Below are 17,089 nucleotides of genomic sequence, written 5' to 3' on the forward strand. Positions count from 1 at the left end.
ACGAAACACGAAGGGCACCTGACCGTGGCATCGACAACCCGGCTGGCCATCCTCGACCACGGCGACCCCGTGGTTCGGATCCTGGCGGCCATCGGCAACCTCAACCGTGACCCGGAGGGACACATCACCACCGTGGTGGTCAGCCCCGGCGGGCCCGCACCGTGGTATGCCAGGGAGGCCGACGAGGTCCTCACCGTCGATCCACAGCTGGGGGCTGCCGGTTTGGCCACCGCGTTGCAGGAGGCGGGCATCGGCGCGCTCTGGCCGGCCGACGTCACTCGCTATGGAGCGCGCGTCGACGTGGTGCGTGCCGCCGAGGAGGCCGGGCTGACCGTGGTCGGTCCGGATGCGGCGACGATCGAGCGGCTCGGGGATCCGCAGGCGCTGCGTGATCTCGGCAGCGAACTCGGCGTCACGGTTGATCCCGATGCGCCGGCGGATCGGCTCATCGAGGTCGACACGCTGACCGACTCCGCCGGCACGACGTGGGCGATGCCACCACGTGAGGTCACGATCGCGCGCGACGGCCAGTTGCTCATCGCCGAATCGCCGGTCAGCGCGGTCGCGCCCGAGGTAGTGGACGCCATCACGACCGCTGCCCGCACGCTCGTCGGTTCCTGTGCGGCGGCGTGCCGGGCGACCGGGGCAGCGATCGTGACCGTCGCCCTCGCGGCCGACGGCACGACCTTCGCGGTGCGCTCGGTCACCCCGGGCGGACGCGCCGAGCATGCCGCGGTCGAGGAGACCACGGGCGCCAGCTTCGTCGGCCTGCAGTGGCGGATCGAGCAGGGCGAGACCCTGGAGCCGCAACCGCCGGCCGGCGACGGCGTGACGGTCGAGGCTCGGGTTCTTGCTCTGGATCCGAGCACGTCGGCCCCCACCGGCGGCGAGGTCGAGTTGATCTCGTTGCCGATGGGCACCGGCGTGCGCGTCGACGCCAGCCTGCGCGAAGGCGATGTCGTGGACGCAGCCGAAGAACCTGTCGTTGCCACGGTGACGGCGTGGGGACGCGAGCGCGGTCATGCCCTGGCCCGGCTGCGTGCCGCCCTGGAGCGGACGTCGATCGCGATGGCCGACGGGCTGACCAACCGCTCGCTGCTGCTCTCGGTCCTCACCCATCCCGACGTCGTGGCCGGGCCGGTGAGCAGCGGCTGGCTGGCCGAGCGCCTGGCCGCCGGTGATCTCACCCCCGGCCCGGACCCGATGGCCCTCGTCGCCGCCGCCGTCGAGTTCTACGAGGCCGACCTCGCGCTGGTGCTGGGCAGCTTCCGCGCGAGCGCGGCACGTGGCCGGCCCGAGCACCCCGAGCAGGTCGGCGCCCAGCTGAAGCTGTCCTATCAGGGCCGCCCGCACCGCTATCGCGTCGACAAGATCGCCGCCGATCGCTACCGCATCCGTGACGGCGCAGCACTCGATGTCACCGTGGACCGGCTTTCCGAACACGAGCGGCGCCTGGTTGCCGGCGGGCGGAAGGTGCGCGTCGTCGTGCTGCCCCAGGACGAGGTCATCCACCTGGAGATCGACGGCGCCACCCATCGGGTCCAGCGCGATGACGGTGTCGTCGTGCGCACGGGTTGGCCGGCCCTGGTCGGTTCCATCCTCGTCGGCGTCGGCGAGGCGGTCAGTGCCGGTCAGCCGATCGCCGTGCTGGAGTCGATGAAGATGGTCACCACGGTGAACGCGCCTATGGCCGGCGTCGTCACCTCGATCGCGGTGCTCCCCAACGCCCAGATCGAGAAGGGCGATCCGCTCTTGCGCATCCGTTCCCCGCGTGCAGCGGAGGACCCCCCGCGCCCCTCGGCCGGGGAGGCTGTCGGCCTCGCCGGGCTGGTAGAGGGCGCCAGCGCGATGGTGGCCGCCCAGGACGAGACCGCTCGAGTTTTCGCGGGCCTGACCAACTACCTGCTCGGCTACGACCTGGACCCCTCGGCAGTGAAGGTGCTGATCGCGGCATACGGGAAGCTCGCGACGGGCGCCGCTGCCGACGACGTCCGCCTGCGCGAGCGCGAGGACGCCTTTCTCGACCTGTTCGCCGAGGTCGGCTCGCTCTATCGCCCCCGGGTCGAGGCCGACTCTGGCGCCGACCCCGACATGGAGAACCCCGACAACACTCAGGAGTTCTTCATCGCCTTCTTGCAGTGGCTCGACCCCGACCGCGCCGGTCTCCCGCCGACCTATCGCACGCGGTTGTCCCGGGCGCTGGCGCGCTACGGCGTCGGCTCGCTCCATGACCGCGAGGGCCTAGAGAGCGCCACCTTGTGGATGTTCCGCAGCTTCAGCCGGGTGCCGGAGATGGCGCCGGTGGTCGTCTCCATTCTCGAGCGCCGGCTGCACGCCGCCGACGCCGCCGACCTGACCGGCCCGTGGCGCGAGCGCCTGGAGCGGCTCGTCTCGGCTACCGAGGGCCGCCATTCGACGGTCACCGATCTGGCCCGCGATGTGCACTTCCAGATGTTCGAAGAGCCGGCCATCGAGAAGGTGGTCGAGGAGAACACGGCCGAGATGGCGGGTCATCTGACCGCCCTCGCCGCCGACCCGGGCACCCCCGATCGGGCCGACCGGATCAACCGGTTGGTGTGGTCGCCACAGCCGATGCGCTCGCTGCTGCTCGACAGCTGGCGAGGCAGCCTCGCCGCCGACGGAGACTCCGAGAAGGGACGCGCCGTCCGGAGCGCCATTTTGGAGGTCTATCTGCGGCGGTTCTACCGCATCCGCGACCTGCGCGGGTTCGACGTTGCGACCGTCGACGGTTTCGAGTTCGCGTTCGCCCGCTATGTCCACAATGACACCCAATTCCACGTGGTAGTCGGCTACTTCCCGATGGCGGATCTCCCGCGGGCGTCACGCGCGATCGCTACCCACCTGGGCACCGCCGCCTTCCAGTCCGAGGCGATCGTCGACTTGGTCCTTTGGCGCGACGGCGAGTGGGCCGAGATCGACGAGATGGCCCAGAGCGTCGAAGGGGTTCTCGGCGAGTGCGAGTTCGGTCGGGTGCTGCACCGCCTCGACCTGACGATCACCACGGTGGCGGCCGCACGTGCCGACCGCAGCCGCACCCAACACCTGACCTATCGCCCCGGCGAGGGCGGCGGCTTCGTCGAGGAGGAGCTCTACCGCAACCTGCACCCGATGCTGGGCAAGCGGCTTGACCTGTGGCGGTTGTCGAACTTCACCCTGCGGCGTCTGCCCTCCCCCGAAGACATCTACCTCTTCGACGGGGTCGCCAAGGCCAACCCGAAGGATCACCGTCTCTTCGCCCTGGCGGAGGTCCGTGACCTGACCCCTGTTCGCAATGAGACCACTGGCGAAATCACCTATCCGCTGCTCGGGCGAATGGGACTGTCGGCGCTGGCGGCGATGCGGTCGGCGCTGGCGACCTATCCGGTCCGCGAACGGCCGGTCGCCAACCGGCTGGTGCTGTCGATCCGCCCGATGTGGACGGTCCCGGCCACCGAGTGGAACGGCATGGCCCGCGCCTACGAGGGTCTGGCCCGCGGCGCCGGACTGGAGAAGATCGTCCTGCACGTCACCGTCAACGAGGAGGACTCGGTCGGCAAGCGGATGCCTCGCGAACGCATCCTCCTCCTGGACGGCCTGGGCGCTGGCGGGTTGTCGATCCGGCTGGACGCGCCCGGCCCCAACCCGGTCCGGCCGTTGACCAAGTACGCCCAGAAGGTCCTCACCGCCGCCCGCTTCAAGAGCCCGTATCCCTATGAGATCGCGCGGATGATGACCCCCAACCCGGGGGACGCCTCACCGTTCCCGCCGGGAACCTTCGTCGAACTCGACCTGGACAAGGACGACAACCTCGTCGAGGTCGACCGGGAGCCGGGCAACAACAGCGCGCACATCGTCGTCGGGCTGATGACCAACTACACGCCGGTCCATCCCCAAGGCATGACCCGGATCGCGATGCTGTCCGACCCCACCCAGGGCTTGGGCAACCTCGCCGAGCCGGAGTGCCGACGGATCAACGCGGTGCTGGCCTATGCGTTGGAGCACAAGATCCCGGTCGAGTGGTATGCCGTCTCCTCCGGCGCGCTGATCGCCATGGACTCGGGCACCGAGAACATGGACTGGATCGCCCTGACCCTGCGTCGGCTGATCGAGTACACCCAGGCCGGTGGCGAGGTGAACATCATCGTCACCGGGATCAACGTGGGCGGCCAGCCGTATTGGAACGGCGAAGCCACGATGCTCATGCACACCAAGGGCATCTTGATCATGACCCCGGCCAGCGCGATGGTGCTGACCGGCAAGCAGGCGCTCGACTTCTCCGGCGCGGTCTCGGCCGACGACAACGCCGGCATCGGCGGCTTCGACCGGATCATGGGGTTGAACGGGCAGGGGCAGTACTGGGCACCCAGCTTCCCCGAGGCCTGTCAGCTGCTGCTGCAGCACTACGACTACACCTATGTCGTCCCGGGGGAGCGCTTCCCCCGGCGCCGACCCACCACCGACCCGGCCGACCGGGATGTCCGCACGTCGCCGCACGCACGGGTTCCCGGGACGACGTTCACGAGCGTCGGCGACATCTTCAGCTCCGAGACCAATCCGGAGCGCAAGCAGCCGTTCGACATGCGTTCGGTCATGCGCGCCGTCAGCGACGCCGACTGCGCGCCGCTGGAGCGATGGAAGGCCTGGCAGGACGCCGACACCTCGATCGTGTGGGACACCTCCGTCGGCGGCATACCGGTCTGCATGATCGGCCTGGAATCGCGCAGCGTGCCGCGCCGCGGGTTTGTCCCGTCCTACGGCCCGCCCGCCTGGACCTCGGGGACGCTCTTCCCGCAGTCCTCGCGCAAGACCGCCCGCGCCGTCAACGCGACCAGCGGCAACCGGCCGCTGGTGGTGCTGGCCAATCTCTCCGGATTCGACGGATCGCCGGAGTCGATGCGCAACTGGCAGCTCGAGTATGGCGCCGAGATCGGCCGAGCGATCACCAACTTCGACGGCCCGATCGTCTTCGTCGTCGTATCCCGCTATCACGGTGGCGCCTTCGTCGTCTTTAGCAAGGCGCTGACCGAGACGATGGAGATCGCCGCCGTGGAGGGCTCGTTCGCCTCCGTCATCGGCGGGGCGCCGGCGGCGGCGACGGTCTTTGCCCGCGACGTCAAGGTGCGCACCGAGGCCGACGAACGCGTCAAGTCGGCCCGCGCGGCGGCCGCCGGTGCTCGCGGCACCGAGGCCTCCGCCGCCCGGGCTGCCGTGGCCCGGATCAGCGCCGAGGTTCGCTCCGAGAAGTTGCGCGAAGTCGCCGACGAGTTCGACGGGATCCACACGATCGAGCGGGCCCAGCGGGTCGGCTCGGTCGACCGGATCATCAAGGCGGAGACGCTGCGGCCCTATGTCATCGACGCGCTCGAGCGAGGGATGAGTGCGTTTGGTTCCTGAACGCTGCTGAGCCCACGTCGGGTGCGGACCCTCGCCGGCCGGGCTGGGTGGGGCATCGCGCGCCCGGATCGCGCACGCTGACTTAGGTGCACGGAGTGCCGGTCACCGACCGCTCAATGGTGGAGCGGGTTGGCCAACCAGGAATGGACCGGCACGGCGCCGGCGAGGTCGGCGCTGCCGGGCAGCAGGCCCGGCGGGTCGACGGGCAATCGGGTGGCCATCGTGAGCAGGAAGGCACCGTCGCGGCGCCACCAGCCGGGGAAGGTGGCGCCGCCGGCGGCGGCGATGGCCAGCCGGCCCCAGCCATCCTCGCGGTCGACCGGGTGCACGCTGACCACGACGCTGCGGGTGTCGGCGCGCAGCCCGACGCGCAACACCTTCAACGCCGCCTCCTTGGCCGACCAGATCAGGTTGGCCGCGGCGTCCCACCCGTCGACCCCGGCGCGCTCGCGTTCGGCATAGACCCACTGCTGCTCGGGCGGGGTGAGGAAGTCGGCGACGAACCCGGCGCTGCGCGTCTCGACGATCTCCAGATCGATGCCGAGGCTGCCGGACGGCATCGATCCCGGCTCCCCGAGGAGCGCAACCGCCTGGCCGGCTCGGTCGGTCAAGGAGACGTCGAAGCCGGCGGGAGCCCCGTCCACCTCGGCGTAGGGCGCTCCCCCAGGCGCATTGAGCATGGCGATCCGCCCGAGCGTCGCCGCCTCGGGCGCTAGGTCGAGCGCGGCGGCTATCGCCCGCTTCCCCGCGCATCGACGCAGGAGGTATTCGCTGCGCCGCTTGGTGAACCGCATCCGCGCGAGCCGCTCCCGTTCGCGCGCCACTAGCCACGCCTCCCCCGGGGGAACGGCGTCCTCCCCGCACGAGAACCAGCGCATCTGGGACATGGCAGCTCCTCTTGCTTGGGTCTGTCATCCGGTCGTCTCATCCAGGGTAGGCCGCTCCCCCACGTGGTGCGGGATGGACAATGCTGAGCCGGAGCCGATCAGTTGGAGGTATGCCGTGTCGATGATGCGCGCCATCGTGTACGACCGTCCGTTCGAGTTCGCGGTCAAGCAGCAGCCGCTGCCCCAGCCGACACCGGGCGAGATCCGGGTCAAGGTGACCCAGGCGGGGGTATGCGGGACCGACCTGCATCTGCACGAGGGGGGCTTCATCACCAGCTACCCGCTGACACCGGGCCACGAGACCGTCGGCGTCGTGGACGCGCTCGGCGACGGCGTGGACGGCTTCCACCCCGGCGAGCAGGTGGTGATCAACCCGAACATGACCTGTGGCCGCTGCCGTGATTGCCTCTCGGGCCGCCCGCTGCACTGCCCCCGGTTCGGGGGCTTCGGCACCCTCAAACCCGGCGGTTTCGCCGAGTATCTCGTCGTCCCGGCGGCGCAGGCCTTCTCGGCCGAGGGGTTGGATCCCGATGCGGCGGTGCTCGCCGAGCCCGGCCGCGTGCGCGGTCCACGGGATCGAGGTTCTCGGCCCCCGGCCGGGGACCAGCGCGATCGTCCTCGGCAGCGGCCCCACCGGCCTGCTGCTGGCGCAGTTGCTTGCGCATTCCGGCCCCGCCAGCGTCACCGTGGCCTCGATCGCGCCCCGGCAACTTGACCGCGCCGTCGAGCTCGGGATCGACGCGACCTATCGGATGGAGCGTGGCCGGCTGCGCGAGGACATTGCCGCCCTGATGGACCGCACCGGCGGGATCGGCTACGACTACGTCGTCGACGCCACCGGGGTCGCCACCGTCCAGGAGGCCGCGATGGACCTGGCCCGTTCCGGCGCGAGCATCCTGTGGTATGGCGTGGCCCATGAGGACGCCCGCGTCGCCGTCTCCCCTTACGACGTCTTCCGCCGCGAGCTGACGATTCGCGGGTCGTTCGCCGAGATCGACACCGTCCCGGCCGCCGTGGCCGCCCTGCGAGGTGGCCGCATCCGAACCGATGGATTGATCACCCACCGCTTCCCCTTGGAGGAGTATGGCGCCGCGCTGGATGCGCTGCGGACCGGTGACCCCGATGTGCACAAGATCGTCATGGTGCCGGCGTTGGCCGGCTGACCTGCCCTGGGCTGCGGCGCACGGGGGGCGAGAATGCGCGAGGGGCTCCCGCCTGGCGGGAGCCCCTCGTCGTCCGTGGGGAACTGGTCAGCGACCGGCCACACGGCGATCGGTCAGAGACCGCCCACCCGGTCCGGGGGCGGGGTCAGCCCCGGGTGCGTGCCGAGGTAGTCGACCAGGTTGGCGAGGTCTTCCTTGCCGCCGAGCAGGTTGGTGCCGTTCTTGAACTCGGTGAACAGGTCACCGCCATTGGCGAGGAAGTTCAGCGTGCCGATCCGGTACTTCGTGCCCATGTCGATCGGGGTCCCGTTGAGCTTCATCGAGCCGGGGACGACGCGCGAACCCTGCGGCTGGCTGGCATCCCAGGTGTAGGTGAAGCCGTCGGAGACACCCAGCGCGAGCATCGGGCGCGAGCCCCGGTCCGGAACCGGCTGATACTGCTGCTCCAGGACGGTCTTGATCTGCGCGCCGGTCAGGTCGAGGGTGACGAGCAGGTTGCCGAATGGGCTGGTGTTGTAGGCCTCGGTGTAGGTGATCTCCCCGGGCTGCTCGCCATTGCTGATCTGGTTGACGAGGAAGGATGCCCGCACGCCACCGACGTTCATGAAGGCGATCTGGCTGCCGCCGCTTTGGGTGCCCCACTTGATGACGTCGGCCATCAGGTCGGCCATCGGCGTCTCGATCCCGCGGTTACCGCTGGAGTCGCCGGTCACGTCCTGCGCGACGGTGCCAACGACCCGCCCGGCCAGCGGGCCGGCGAGCGCGCGCCACTTGTCGAGGACCTGGGTCTCGGCTGGGTCGGCCGTGGTGCGGTCGACGAGGACATTCTGGCTGGTGAACGACGAGCGGATGACGTCCTTGGTGGTGCTGCTCACCGAGAAGTACGTCTCGGTCACCAGCTGACCGTAGGACGCCGCCGACGTGAGCAACCGCGGGCGGCCCAGCGGGTCGGTGATCGTGCACACATACGGCTGGTGGGTGTGGCCGGACACGACGGCGTCGATCGCCGGGTTGACCCGCGAGGCGATGTCCAGGATCGGTCCGGAGGCGTCGGTGCAGCTGGTGTAGTCGCCGGTCTGGTAGCCACCTTCGTGGATGAGCAGGACGACGGCCTTGACGCCGGCGCGCGCCAGCTTGATCGCGGCGTTGTTGGCCGCCCAGACCTCGTCCTTGAAGTTGACCGACTTCACGCCCGCCGGGTCCACGAGCGTCGGCGTGGCCCGCAGAGTGATCCCGATGAAGCCGATCTTGACCCCGCCCACCGTCCGGACGGTCGTCGCCGGCAGGAACGGTTTGCTGTCGACCTTCCGGAGCACATTCGCGGCCAGGTACTGGTAGTCCGCGCCGGCATACGGCTGGCTGGGGAAGTAGCACCCGTCGACCGGGTGGCAGCCGCCGTATTGCATGCGCCGCAACTCCCGGGTGCCCTCGTCGAACTCGTGGTTGCCGACGCTGGAGACATCCAGCCCGAGCGTGTTGAGCGATTCGACGCTCGGCTCGTCGTGGAACATCCCGGACAGGAAGGTCGAACCGCCGATCAGGTCACCGGCGGCGACCGTGACGCTATTGCTCGCCGGCACCTTGGTGCGGAGCTGGTTCAGTTTGGCCGAGAGATACTCGACCCCGCCGACCGGCGTATGGGCCGGATCGCTGGCCAGCGGCGGGTCGGTGGCCTCCATGTGCCCGTGGTAGTCGTTGAACGACAACATCTGCACCCGGATGGGCCGGTCGGTCTCCCCAGACTCGGCCGTCGCGGCCGGTGTGGTGCTCAGCGCCGCGGTGAGCGCCGCGACGGCGCCCACGCCGGCGGCGGCGGTGTATTTCCTTCTCACTGTTTACTTCCTCCCATGTGGGGCCGGCGAAACCCATCGCCTGCCGCGTGGGACGCTACCTCGTGAACGGGCCGGAAACCAGGATTGGCGGGGCTTTCATCAATGAACGGCAGATGTCGAGCCGACACCCAACTGGTCGAGGAGGACCGCCCAGTCCCACGCGATCTCGCGCCACGCGTCGTAGCGGCCGCTGCGCCCGCCGTGACCGGCGGCCATCTCGGTGCGCAACAGGATCGGCCGGGTCACCGGGTCGTTGGTCGCCAGGGTTCGCAGCTTCGCAACCCATTTCGCCGGCTCGGTGACCAGCACCCGGGTGTCGTTCAAGGAGGTCGTCGCCACGATCGCCGGATACTCCTGCGCGGTCACATTCTCGTAGGGGGAATAGGCCGCCATCGTCTGGTATGCCGCAGCGTCGGCCAGCGGATTGCCCCACTCCTCCCACTCCCCCGCCGTCAGCGGCAGCTCGGGGTCGAGCATCGAGGTGAGCGCGTCGACGAAAGGCACCTTGGCGTGGGCCACCAAGAACCGGTCCGGAGCCAGATTGACCGCGGCACCGATGAGCAGGCCCCCGGCCGACCCGCCCTCGCAGGCCAGCCGCAGCGGATCAGCCCAGCGGCCGCGGACGGCATCGGCGACCGCGACGAAGTCGGTGAACGTGTTCGCCTTGCGGTCGAGCTTGCCCTGCTCATACCACCCGCGTCCCATCTCCCCGCCACCGCGGACGTGGGCGACGACATAGACCACGCCACGGTCAAGCAGGCTGAGCCGGGCCACGGAGAAATAGGGGTCGCTGGCGATCTCGTAGGCGCCATAGCCGGTCAGCAGCGCCGGGGCGCTGCCGTCGGGCGCGATATCCGCACGGCGGACCACCGAGACCGGGATCTGCGACCCGTCGGCCGCGGCGACCCACTCCCGGGATTCGGCATACGCGTCCTGGTCATATCCGCCGAGGACGGGCTGACGCTTGAGCAGGACCCGCTCGCCGGTGAGCGGGTCGACGTCAGAAGGTCGAGCGCGGGGTCAGATAGCTCTCCTCCACCACGGTCAGCGTCGTGGCCGCGCGTCTCCGGGTTGTCGGCCAGCATCGCGACGGTCAGTTCCCCGGTCACGGGCCAGTCGAGCGGCTCCGCGAAGCCGCCGCCGGCCCCGGCCGCTGGGTCACGCGGCAGCACCCGTAGGGCAGGGAGCCCGCCGGATCGCATCGCCAGGACGGCAAAGGCATCGAAGGCCTCGACGTCGAGGAAGCGCTCCCCGGGCGCGGAGCGCATCACCGGCCGCCAGTCCGCCGCCGAGGTCGACTCCAGCGGCGCCCAGGCCAGGTCGGCCTCGGGATTGTCGCCGTTATGCACGATGAGCAGCCGGTCGCCGTCGACCTCCACGTCGTACTCCACGCCCTCGACGCGCGGGGCGACACACCGCCAGTCGCCGGCCGGGTCGTCGCTGGGCAACAGCCAAGTCTCGCTGGTCGTCTTGGAGCCGACCCCGATCATCAGGAAGCGGTCATCGCGGGAGGCGCCAAGCCCCATCCAGAAGCGTTCGTCGTCCTCTTGATAGACCAAGACGTCGCGCTCGCGGAGTGTGCCGACCTCGTGCCGCCACACCTGGTGCGGACGCCAGGCGTCATCGACCTGGACATAGAAGAGGTGGCGCCCGCTCGCGTCGAACTCGACGCCGTAGCCGACGCCGGTCACGGCGTTGTCGAGCACGTCCCCGGTCACGATGTCCGTGACCGTCAGGTCGAAGCGTTCGTCGCCGGTGACATCGAGGCCGGCGGCGAGCAGCCGGTGATCCGCGCTGACGGTCAAGGCCCCGATGCTGAAATACTCGTGCCCGGCGGCCGCGGCATTGCCGTCGAGGAGCACCTGCTCGCCGGGAACGGGCAGGCCGGCCTCGATGTCCGGCCGGGAGCTACCCGGCGCGCGTGGGCAGCGGGCGTGCACGGCATACTGCTGGCCCTCGATCGTGCGCGAGTAATACCACCACGGGCCGTCGCCGACCGGGACGGACAGGTCGGACTCCTGGGTGCGCGTCTTGATTTCGGTGAAGATGCTCTCCCGCAGCGGCTCCAGATGCGCGGTGCGCTCGTCGGCGTACGCGTTCTCGGCCTCGAGATAGGCGATCAGCTCCGGGTCCTCGCGGTCCTTCATCCAGGCAAAGGGATCATTGACGCTGCTGCCATGGTGGGCGCGCACGGACTCGCGCCGGGGCGCTTCGGGTATGCCGGTCACCGGCTCACCCTATGCGAGCCAGATAGACTACCCCGGAGGCGATTGCCTCCAGAGAGGATCCCACCCCCCATGAGCGTGCTCATCGCCTATGCCAACACCGCGGCGGGTGCCGCCGCGTTGCGTCACGGCCGGCGGCTGGCGGCGGACGACGGCGAGCCGGCCGTGGTCTTCGACCTCGAGGCCGTCGCTGATTCCGCCGATCGGGTCATCGCGCCGACGATCGCCGCCGAGGAGGGCGAGCGCTGGTTCGGCCGGATCAACGACGATCCCAGCCCGGCCGACGATCTGCTCGAGGTCGCCGCTCAGCTCGAGGTCGACCTGATCGTCCTCGGCGTCCGCGCACCCTCGCCCTCGGGCAAACTCGTCCTCGGCGCCAATGTGCAGCGGATCATCCTCGACGCCCGCGTGCCCGTGCTCTCCGTCAAACCCGACTAGGAACGCCGCTCAGCGCAATTCCCAGGTCGCGGGCGTATGCCGCGGCCAGAGCCTGCGCAGCCGGGTGCAGTTGCGGCCGAAATGGCCGGCTCCCTTCGATCACGTTCTCGGCGGCCGCCCGCAACCGCGGGTTGTCCGGCACGCCAGCGAGCGCAATCTCTGAGTCCGGCACGGGAATCAGCTGACCGCGCGGGCGCCGAGCAGCACCTTCAGGTCACCGATCAGCGATTCGGTGGCATCGACCCGGAACTGGTCGTCCAGGCGCAGCAGCACCGAGCGGCCGGGCTGGACCAGCTTGAGGTGCACCTCGGTCGCCCCGGGATACGACGTCAACACCGTCTTCAGCTCCTCGATGCGCGGGGTCGTCGCGCGGGTGACCTCCATCGAGATCACCACGGGTCCGCGCGGTCCTTCGGTCAGCTCGGGCAAGGTCAGCTCCGTCGCCGAGAGTTGCACGCCGTCGTCGCGCCGGCGCACCCGCGCCTTGACCGAGCAGACGGCGTCCATGGCCAACAGTTGGGCGGCGGCAAGATAGGTCTTGGTGAAGAACATGATCTCGACCGCACCACCTAAGTCCTCCACGGTCACCGTCGCATAGGGCTCGCCGCGCTTGTTGCGTTTGACCGCCATTGAGGTGATCAATCCCGCGACGGTCACCACGGCACCGTCCTCATGAGGCGAGTCGTCCTCGATCAACGCCGCGATCGCGGTATCGCTGTTGCGGCTGAGCACATGCTCGATCCCGAGCAGCGGATGGTCGCTGACATAGAGGCCGAGCATGTCCCGCTCGTGCGCGAGCTTGGTGCGCTTGTCCCACTCGTGGGCGGTGATCGGCGGCAACCCGCTGACTCCGGACAGCGCCTCGTCGTCGTCAGCATCGCCGAAGGATCCGAACAGCGAATCCTGGCCCATCGCCTCCTGCCGCTTGGCATCGACATAGGCCTCGACATAGTGCTCGTGCTCGCGCAGCAGGCCGGCCCGGGCATAGCCGAGGTCGTCGAAGGCGCCGCCGCGGATGAGGGACTCGATGGTCCGCTTGTTGCACACCGAGACCGGCACCTTGGTCAAGAAGTCGTCGAAGGAGGTGAACTTGCCCTTCTCCTCCCGGGCAGAGACGATAGCGTCGACGACATTGCGCCCGACATTGCGGATCGCCTCCAGGCCGAAGCGGATGTCCGTGCCGACCGCCGTGAACGGCGCCTTGGATTCGTTGACGCTCGGCGGCAGCACGGTGATCCCCATGCGCCGCGACTCGTTGAGATAGAGCGCCGACTTGTCCTTGTCGTCCCGCACCGACGTCAGCAGGGCCGCCATGTACTCGGCCGGATAGTTCGCCTTGAGATAGCCAGTCCAATACGAGACCAATCCGTATGCCGCGGTGTGCGCCTTGTTGAACGCATAGTCCGAGAAGGGGACCAGCACCTCCCACAGCGCCTGGACCGACCCGAGCGAGAAGCCGTTGGCCTGCATCCCGGCGGAGAAGGTGTCGAACTCGGCGGCGATGACCTCCTTCTTCTTCTTGCCCATCGCCCGGCGCAACAAATCGGCGGTGCCGAGGGTATAGCCGGCAAGCTTCTGCGCCAGCTCCATCACCTGTTCCTGGTACACGCAATTCGAGAGCACCAGTCCGGAGGAGATGAAGTTATGGACATCCTCGACGGTGATGTCGAAGACGGGCTCCGCCGCGCCTCGAGTGACGTCGGCCACGACCGTCCAGTCGAAGGAGGCGTAGAAGTGGTCTTCGGTCGTGCCCATCGCCGCCAGATAACCGCGAGCGGTCTCGTTCAGTGGATACCGTCCGGAACCGTCGTCCTTGACGAACGTGGTTGCCGGGGCCGGGACCGGCCCTCGGCGATACAGGTGTCGATGCAGCCCGGCCACGCTCGCCGGGCCGGAGCCCATGCTGTTGCGCATCCGGGTCGCCAGCCCCGGGTCACGGCGGAGCACGTCGCCGGCGTGTTCGAGCATCCGTGCGCGGTTCAGCCCCCGGCTGTGCGACGAGAGGACAATGGTCGCGCGAGCCGTGACCTTGCCGCGGTGAACCATCAGGGGCGCGATGGTCTCCCAGAACCGGTCGTCGTAGACGTGGACCGTCCACGCGTTCTGCGGGCCGAAGCGAGCCGATTCATATGCCGAGTCCCAGCGCACCGTGGCCGGAACTCCGAGGCTGGAGAGGACCTCAGCGATGTCCAAAGCCAGGGTGTGACTGATCGTTTTGTAGAAGGCGAGCTTTGGACCAACATAGCCATCGCCGTCCCAGAGGGCGGCAATCAAGCGCCGCCGGGCAGCGATGTCCGCTCGCTTGATCGCCTCGGGGATGAGCTTGTGTCCCCTGGTGGCCTTGCCAGAGAAGCCGAGGTCGCGCAGCCACCGGTTGATTCCTATCATCGAGTAGACGCCGCGTCGGGGGTTACCTCCCTTGCCACAACCTGACGGGGCCGCCGCGAAGCGGACCCGTGGAGCCCTCCGGTCAAGGCAGTCCTCGACCGGATAGGTGTCGTCGAACAGGGCGAGTGCGAGCCTCGAAACCTCCGCGCGCAACGTCGGCTGCGAACTGATGAACGTGTTCTCGTAACAAGTGATGTAGCCGTCAGACAACAGGTAGCCCAGCAGGGCAGCCTCGTCCCCGGACACGCCGGACGGTCGAATGAACGCCTGCGCCGTCCTGGGGCGCGCGATGCGATCGACACCGGGAACCAAGTCCCCCGCTGGCACCCAGCCACGCGGCGTCAAGACCTTGTGGTCGGCCGAGAGGCGCAACGTGTTGCCGGCTGCGGTGCTCACCGTGAGGATCGGCTTGTCGGGCATCTGCCACCAGTACGAGACCCGGCGGCGGACGACCTGGCCCGACTCGTCGGCCCCGAAGGTGTGGAACCCGCGGCGAACGCGGTCCTCCAATTCGTCGACGCGCACACGCTCGCCGGTGTCCGCGTCGACGATCGGGGTATCCCCGGCAACGCACAGTCCGTAGGTCGTACCAAGAATAGGTTCGAGCGCGGCGATCATGGCCGCCTCCAATTGGCCGTCCAGCTTCGGGTCGAGCGGGACCTCCTTCTGGCGGCCGTTCTTGCGCAACGCGAAATTGGTGTGGGCGTCCACGCCCATCGGACCCGGACGGTAGAGCGCGAGCGCCGCGGAGATGTCCTCGAAGTTGTCCGGCTGCATCAGCTTCAGCAGGGTGCGCATGCCGCCGCCGTCGAGCTGGAAGACCCCGAGGGTGTCGCCGCGGGCGAGCAGCTGATAGGTCGCCGGATCGTCGAGGGTCTCGGACAGGGCGTCGAGGTCGATCTCCTCGCCGCGGTTGTCGCGGATGTTCTCGATCGCGTCATCGAGGATGGTCAGATTGCGCAGGCCGAGGAAGTCCATCTTGACCAGCCCGAGCCGCTCACAGCTCGGGTAGTCGAACTGGGTGATGATCTGCCCGTCCTGCTCCCGCTTCATGATCGGGATCAGGTCGGTCAGCGGTTCGCTCGACATGATGACGCCGGCCGCGTGGACCCCGGCCTGCCGCTTCAGCCCCTCCAACCCGATGGCGGTCGCGACGATCTCCTGGACCACCGGGTCCTCGTCGTGCAGGGCCCGGAAGTCGGCCCCATCGGCATACCGGGGGTGCTCCTTGTCGAAGATCCCCTTCAGCGGCACGCCCTTGCCCATCACGTCGGCCGGCATCGCCTTGGTCAGCCGGTCCCCCATCGAGAACGGGTGCCCGAGAACCCGGGCGGCATCCTTGACCGCCTGCTTGGCCTTGATCGTGCCGTAGGTGACGATCTGGGCGACGCGGTCATCGCCGTATTTGTCCGTCACATAGCGGATCACCTCGCCGCGGCGGCGCTCGTCGAAGTCGACGTCGAAGTCGGGCATCGAGGGCCGCTCGGGATTGAGGAAGCGCTCGAAGATCAGGCCGTGCTTGAGCGGGTCCAGGTCGGTGATCCGCATCGCATAGGCGCACATCGACCCGGCGCCCGAGCCACGGCCGGGACCGACCCGGATGCCATGGTCCTTGGCCCAGTTGATGAAGTCGGCGACGACGAGGAAATAGCCGGGATAGCCCTTGCCGACGATGACGTCGATCTCGTAGGCCGCCTGCTTGCGCGAGGCCTCCGGCACCCCATCCGGATAACGCGCCTGCAGTCCCTTTTCGACCTCCTTGACGAACCAGGACGTCTCGTCCTCCCCCGGCGGGCAGGGGAAGCGCGGCATGTACTGGCCTTCCTTCTCGACGAAGGAGACCTCGCATTGCTCGGCGACAGCGAGGGTGTTGTCGCACGCCTCCGGAAGCTCCCGGAACAGCTGGCGCATCTCGGCGGGGGTGCGCAGATAGAAGTTCTCCGCGTCGAATTTGAACCGGCCCGGGTCCATCAGGGTCGAGGCCGACTGCACGCACAACAAGGCCGCGTGACCGCGGGCGTCGTCGGGTTTGGTGTAGTGCAGGTCGTTGGTCGCCAGCAGCGGCAGTCCGAGGTCCTTGGCCAGACGCAGCAGCTCGGCCTTGGTCTGCCGCTCGATCGGTATGCCGTGATCCATCACCTCGGCATAGAAGTGCTCCCGGCCGAAGATGTCGCGCAGGTCCGAGGCGGCCTGGCGAGCCTGGTCGTAGTGACCGAAGCGCAGCCGGGTCTGGATCTCGCCGCCGACGCAGCCGGTGGTCCCGATCAGCCCCTCGGCATACCGGGACAACAACTCCCGGTCCATCCGCGGCTTGTAATAGTGCCCCTCGAGCGAGGCCAGCGAGCTCATCCGGAACAGGTTGTGCATCCCGGTGTTGTTGCGGGACAACAAGGTCATGTGGGTGTAGGCGCCATTGCCGCCGACATCGTCGCGGCCCCCGTCGCCGAACTTCACCCGCGTCTTGTCGCCGCGCGCCGTGCCCGGGGTGATGTAGGCCTCGACCCCGATGATCGGCTTGATGTCGTATTTGCGGGCCTTGGCCCAGAACTCGTAGGCGCCGTAGATATAGCCGTGGTCGGTGGTGGCGATCGCCGGCATCCCCTGGGCGGCCGCGGACGCGAATAGCTCATCGATGCGAGCTGCACCGTCGAGCATGGAGTACTCGGTGTGCACGTGCAGATGCACGAAGGACTCTCCGCGAGCGGAGCCGGCGGCGAGCGAAGGCACAGGGTCTGGCATGACTTGGCGAGTCTAAGACGCGC

General features: G+C 68.8%; 10 protein-coding genes. 4 read left to right on the forward strand and 6 right to left on the reverse strand.

Annotated features, from left to right (window positions below; genetic code table 11):
* Positions 1 to 24: 24 nt before the first annotated feature.
* Entirely contained in the window at positions 25 to 5,394 is a 5,370-nt protein-coding gene (locus tag V9G19_RS27390) for a carboxyl transferase domain-containing protein (RefSeq protein ID WP_462288542.1), read from the forward strand.
* Between the two features lie 113 nt (positions 5,395 to 5,507).
* Here V9G19_RS27390 and V9G19_RS27395 read toward each other — a convergent pair whose 3' ends face one another.
* Positions 5,508 to 6,281, reverse strand: a complete 774-nt coding sequence (locus V9G19_RS27395) for a 4'-phosphopantetheinyl transferase family protein (RefSeq protein ID WP_462288543.1) — start codon at positions 6,279 to 6,281, stop codon at positions 5,508 to 5,510.
* Between the two features lie 73 nt (positions 6,282 to 6,354).
* Between V9G19_RS27395 and V9G19_RS27400 the strand changes: the two genes are divergently transcribed.
* Both V9G19_RS27400 and V9G19_RS27405 read left to right on the forward strand, forming a co-directional pair.
* On the forward strand, positions 6,355 to 6,996 hold the full coding sequence (locus tag V9G19_RS27400; RefSeq protein WP_462288544.1) for an alcohol dehydrogenase catalytic domain-containing protein: 642 nt from the start codon (positions 6,355 to 6,357) through the stop codon (positions 6,994 to 6,996).
* The gene (locus V9G19_RS27405; RefSeq protein ID WP_462288545.1) at positions 6,968 to 7,444 is read left to right on the forward strand and encodes a zinc-binding dehydrogenase; all 477 of its coding nucleotides are present in this window, start codon (positions 6,968 to 6,970) and stop codon (positions 7,442 to 7,444) included. The genes V9G19_RS27400 and V9G19_RS27405 overlap by 29 nt, the downstream gene beginning before the upstream one ends.
* Positions 7,445 to 7,557: 113 nt before the next feature.
* On the opposite strand, the gene V9G19_RS27410 is transcribed toward V9G19_RS27405, so the two are convergent.
* The 3 genes from V9G19_RS27410 to V9G19_RS27420 all read right to left on the reverse strand — a co-directional run bounded on the left by V9G19_RS27410 (position 7,558) and on the right by V9G19_RS27420 (position 11,504).
* A complete protein-coding gene (locus tag V9G19_RS27410) occupies positions 7,558 to 9,276 on the reverse strand; it encodes a bifunctional metallophosphatase/5'-nucleotidase (protein ID WP_462288546.1) in 1,719 nt (572 codons plus the stop codon).
* A gap of 99 nt (positions 9,277 to 9,375) precedes the next feature.
* Positions 9,376 to 10,146, reverse strand: coding sequence for a prolyl oligopeptidase family serine peptidase (locus V9G19_RS27415; protein WP_462288547.1), 771 nt, complete (start codon positions 10,144 to 10,146; stop codon positions 9,376 to 9,378).
* Positions 10,095 to 11,504 carry a S9 family peptidase gene (locus V9G19_RS27420; protein ID WP_462288548.1) on the reverse strand — a complete coding sequence of 470 codons (1,410 nt, stop codon included), beginning with the start codon at positions 11,502 to 11,504 and terminating at the stop codon, positions 10,095 to 10,097. Before V9G19_RS27420 ends, V9G19_RS27415 begins: the two co-directional genes overlap by 52 nt.
* Positions 11,505 to 11,573: 69 nt before the next feature.
* Here V9G19_RS27420 and V9G19_RS27425 point away from each other — a divergent pair, with 69 nt between their 5' ends.
* Complete coding sequence (locus V9G19_RS27425; RefSeq protein ID WP_462288549.1) at positions 11,574 to 11,939, forward strand: universal stress protein; 366 nt, start codon at positions 11,574 to 11,576, stop codon at positions 11,937 to 11,939.
* Here the strand turns inward: V9G19_RS27425 and V9G19_RS27430 are convergent.
* Both V9G19_RS27430 and dnaE read right to left on the reverse strand, forming a co-directional pair.
* Entirely contained in the window at positions 11,926 to 12,111 is a 186-nt protein-coding gene (locus V9G19_RS27430; protein WP_462288550.1) for a hypothetical protein, read from the reverse strand. The genes V9G19_RS27425 and V9G19_RS27430 overlap by 14 nt on opposite strands.
* A gap of 5 nt (positions 12,112 to 12,116) precedes the next feature.
* A complete protein-coding gene (dnaE, locus tag V9G19_RS27435) occupies positions 12,117 to 17,054 on the reverse strand; it encodes a DNA polymerase III subunit alpha (protein WP_462288551.1) in 4,938 nt (1,645 codons plus the stop codon).
* Positions 17,055 to 17,089 lie beyond the last annotated feature (35 nt).

Source organism: Nostocoides sp. (assembly GCF_037045025.1).
Lineage (GTDB): Bacteria > Actinomycetota > Actinomycetes > Actinomycetales > Dermatophilaceae > Nostocoides_A.

What these genes read in the sequence shown, in the direction of transcription:
- V9G19_RS27395 (WP_462288543.1), bottom strand. Translation starts at nt 6,281, where the DNA reads ATGTCCCAGATGCGCTGGTTCTCGTGCGGGGAGGACGCCGTTCCCCCG.
- V9G19_RS27425 (WP_462288549.1), top strand. Translation starts at nt 11,574, where the DNA reads ATGAGCGTGCTCATCGCCTATGCCAACACCGCGGCGGGTGCCGCCGCG.
- V9G19_RS27400 (WP_462288544.1), top strand. Translation starts at nt 6,355, where the DNA reads ATGGACAATGCTGAGCCGGAGCCGATCAGTTGGAGGTATGCCGTGTCG.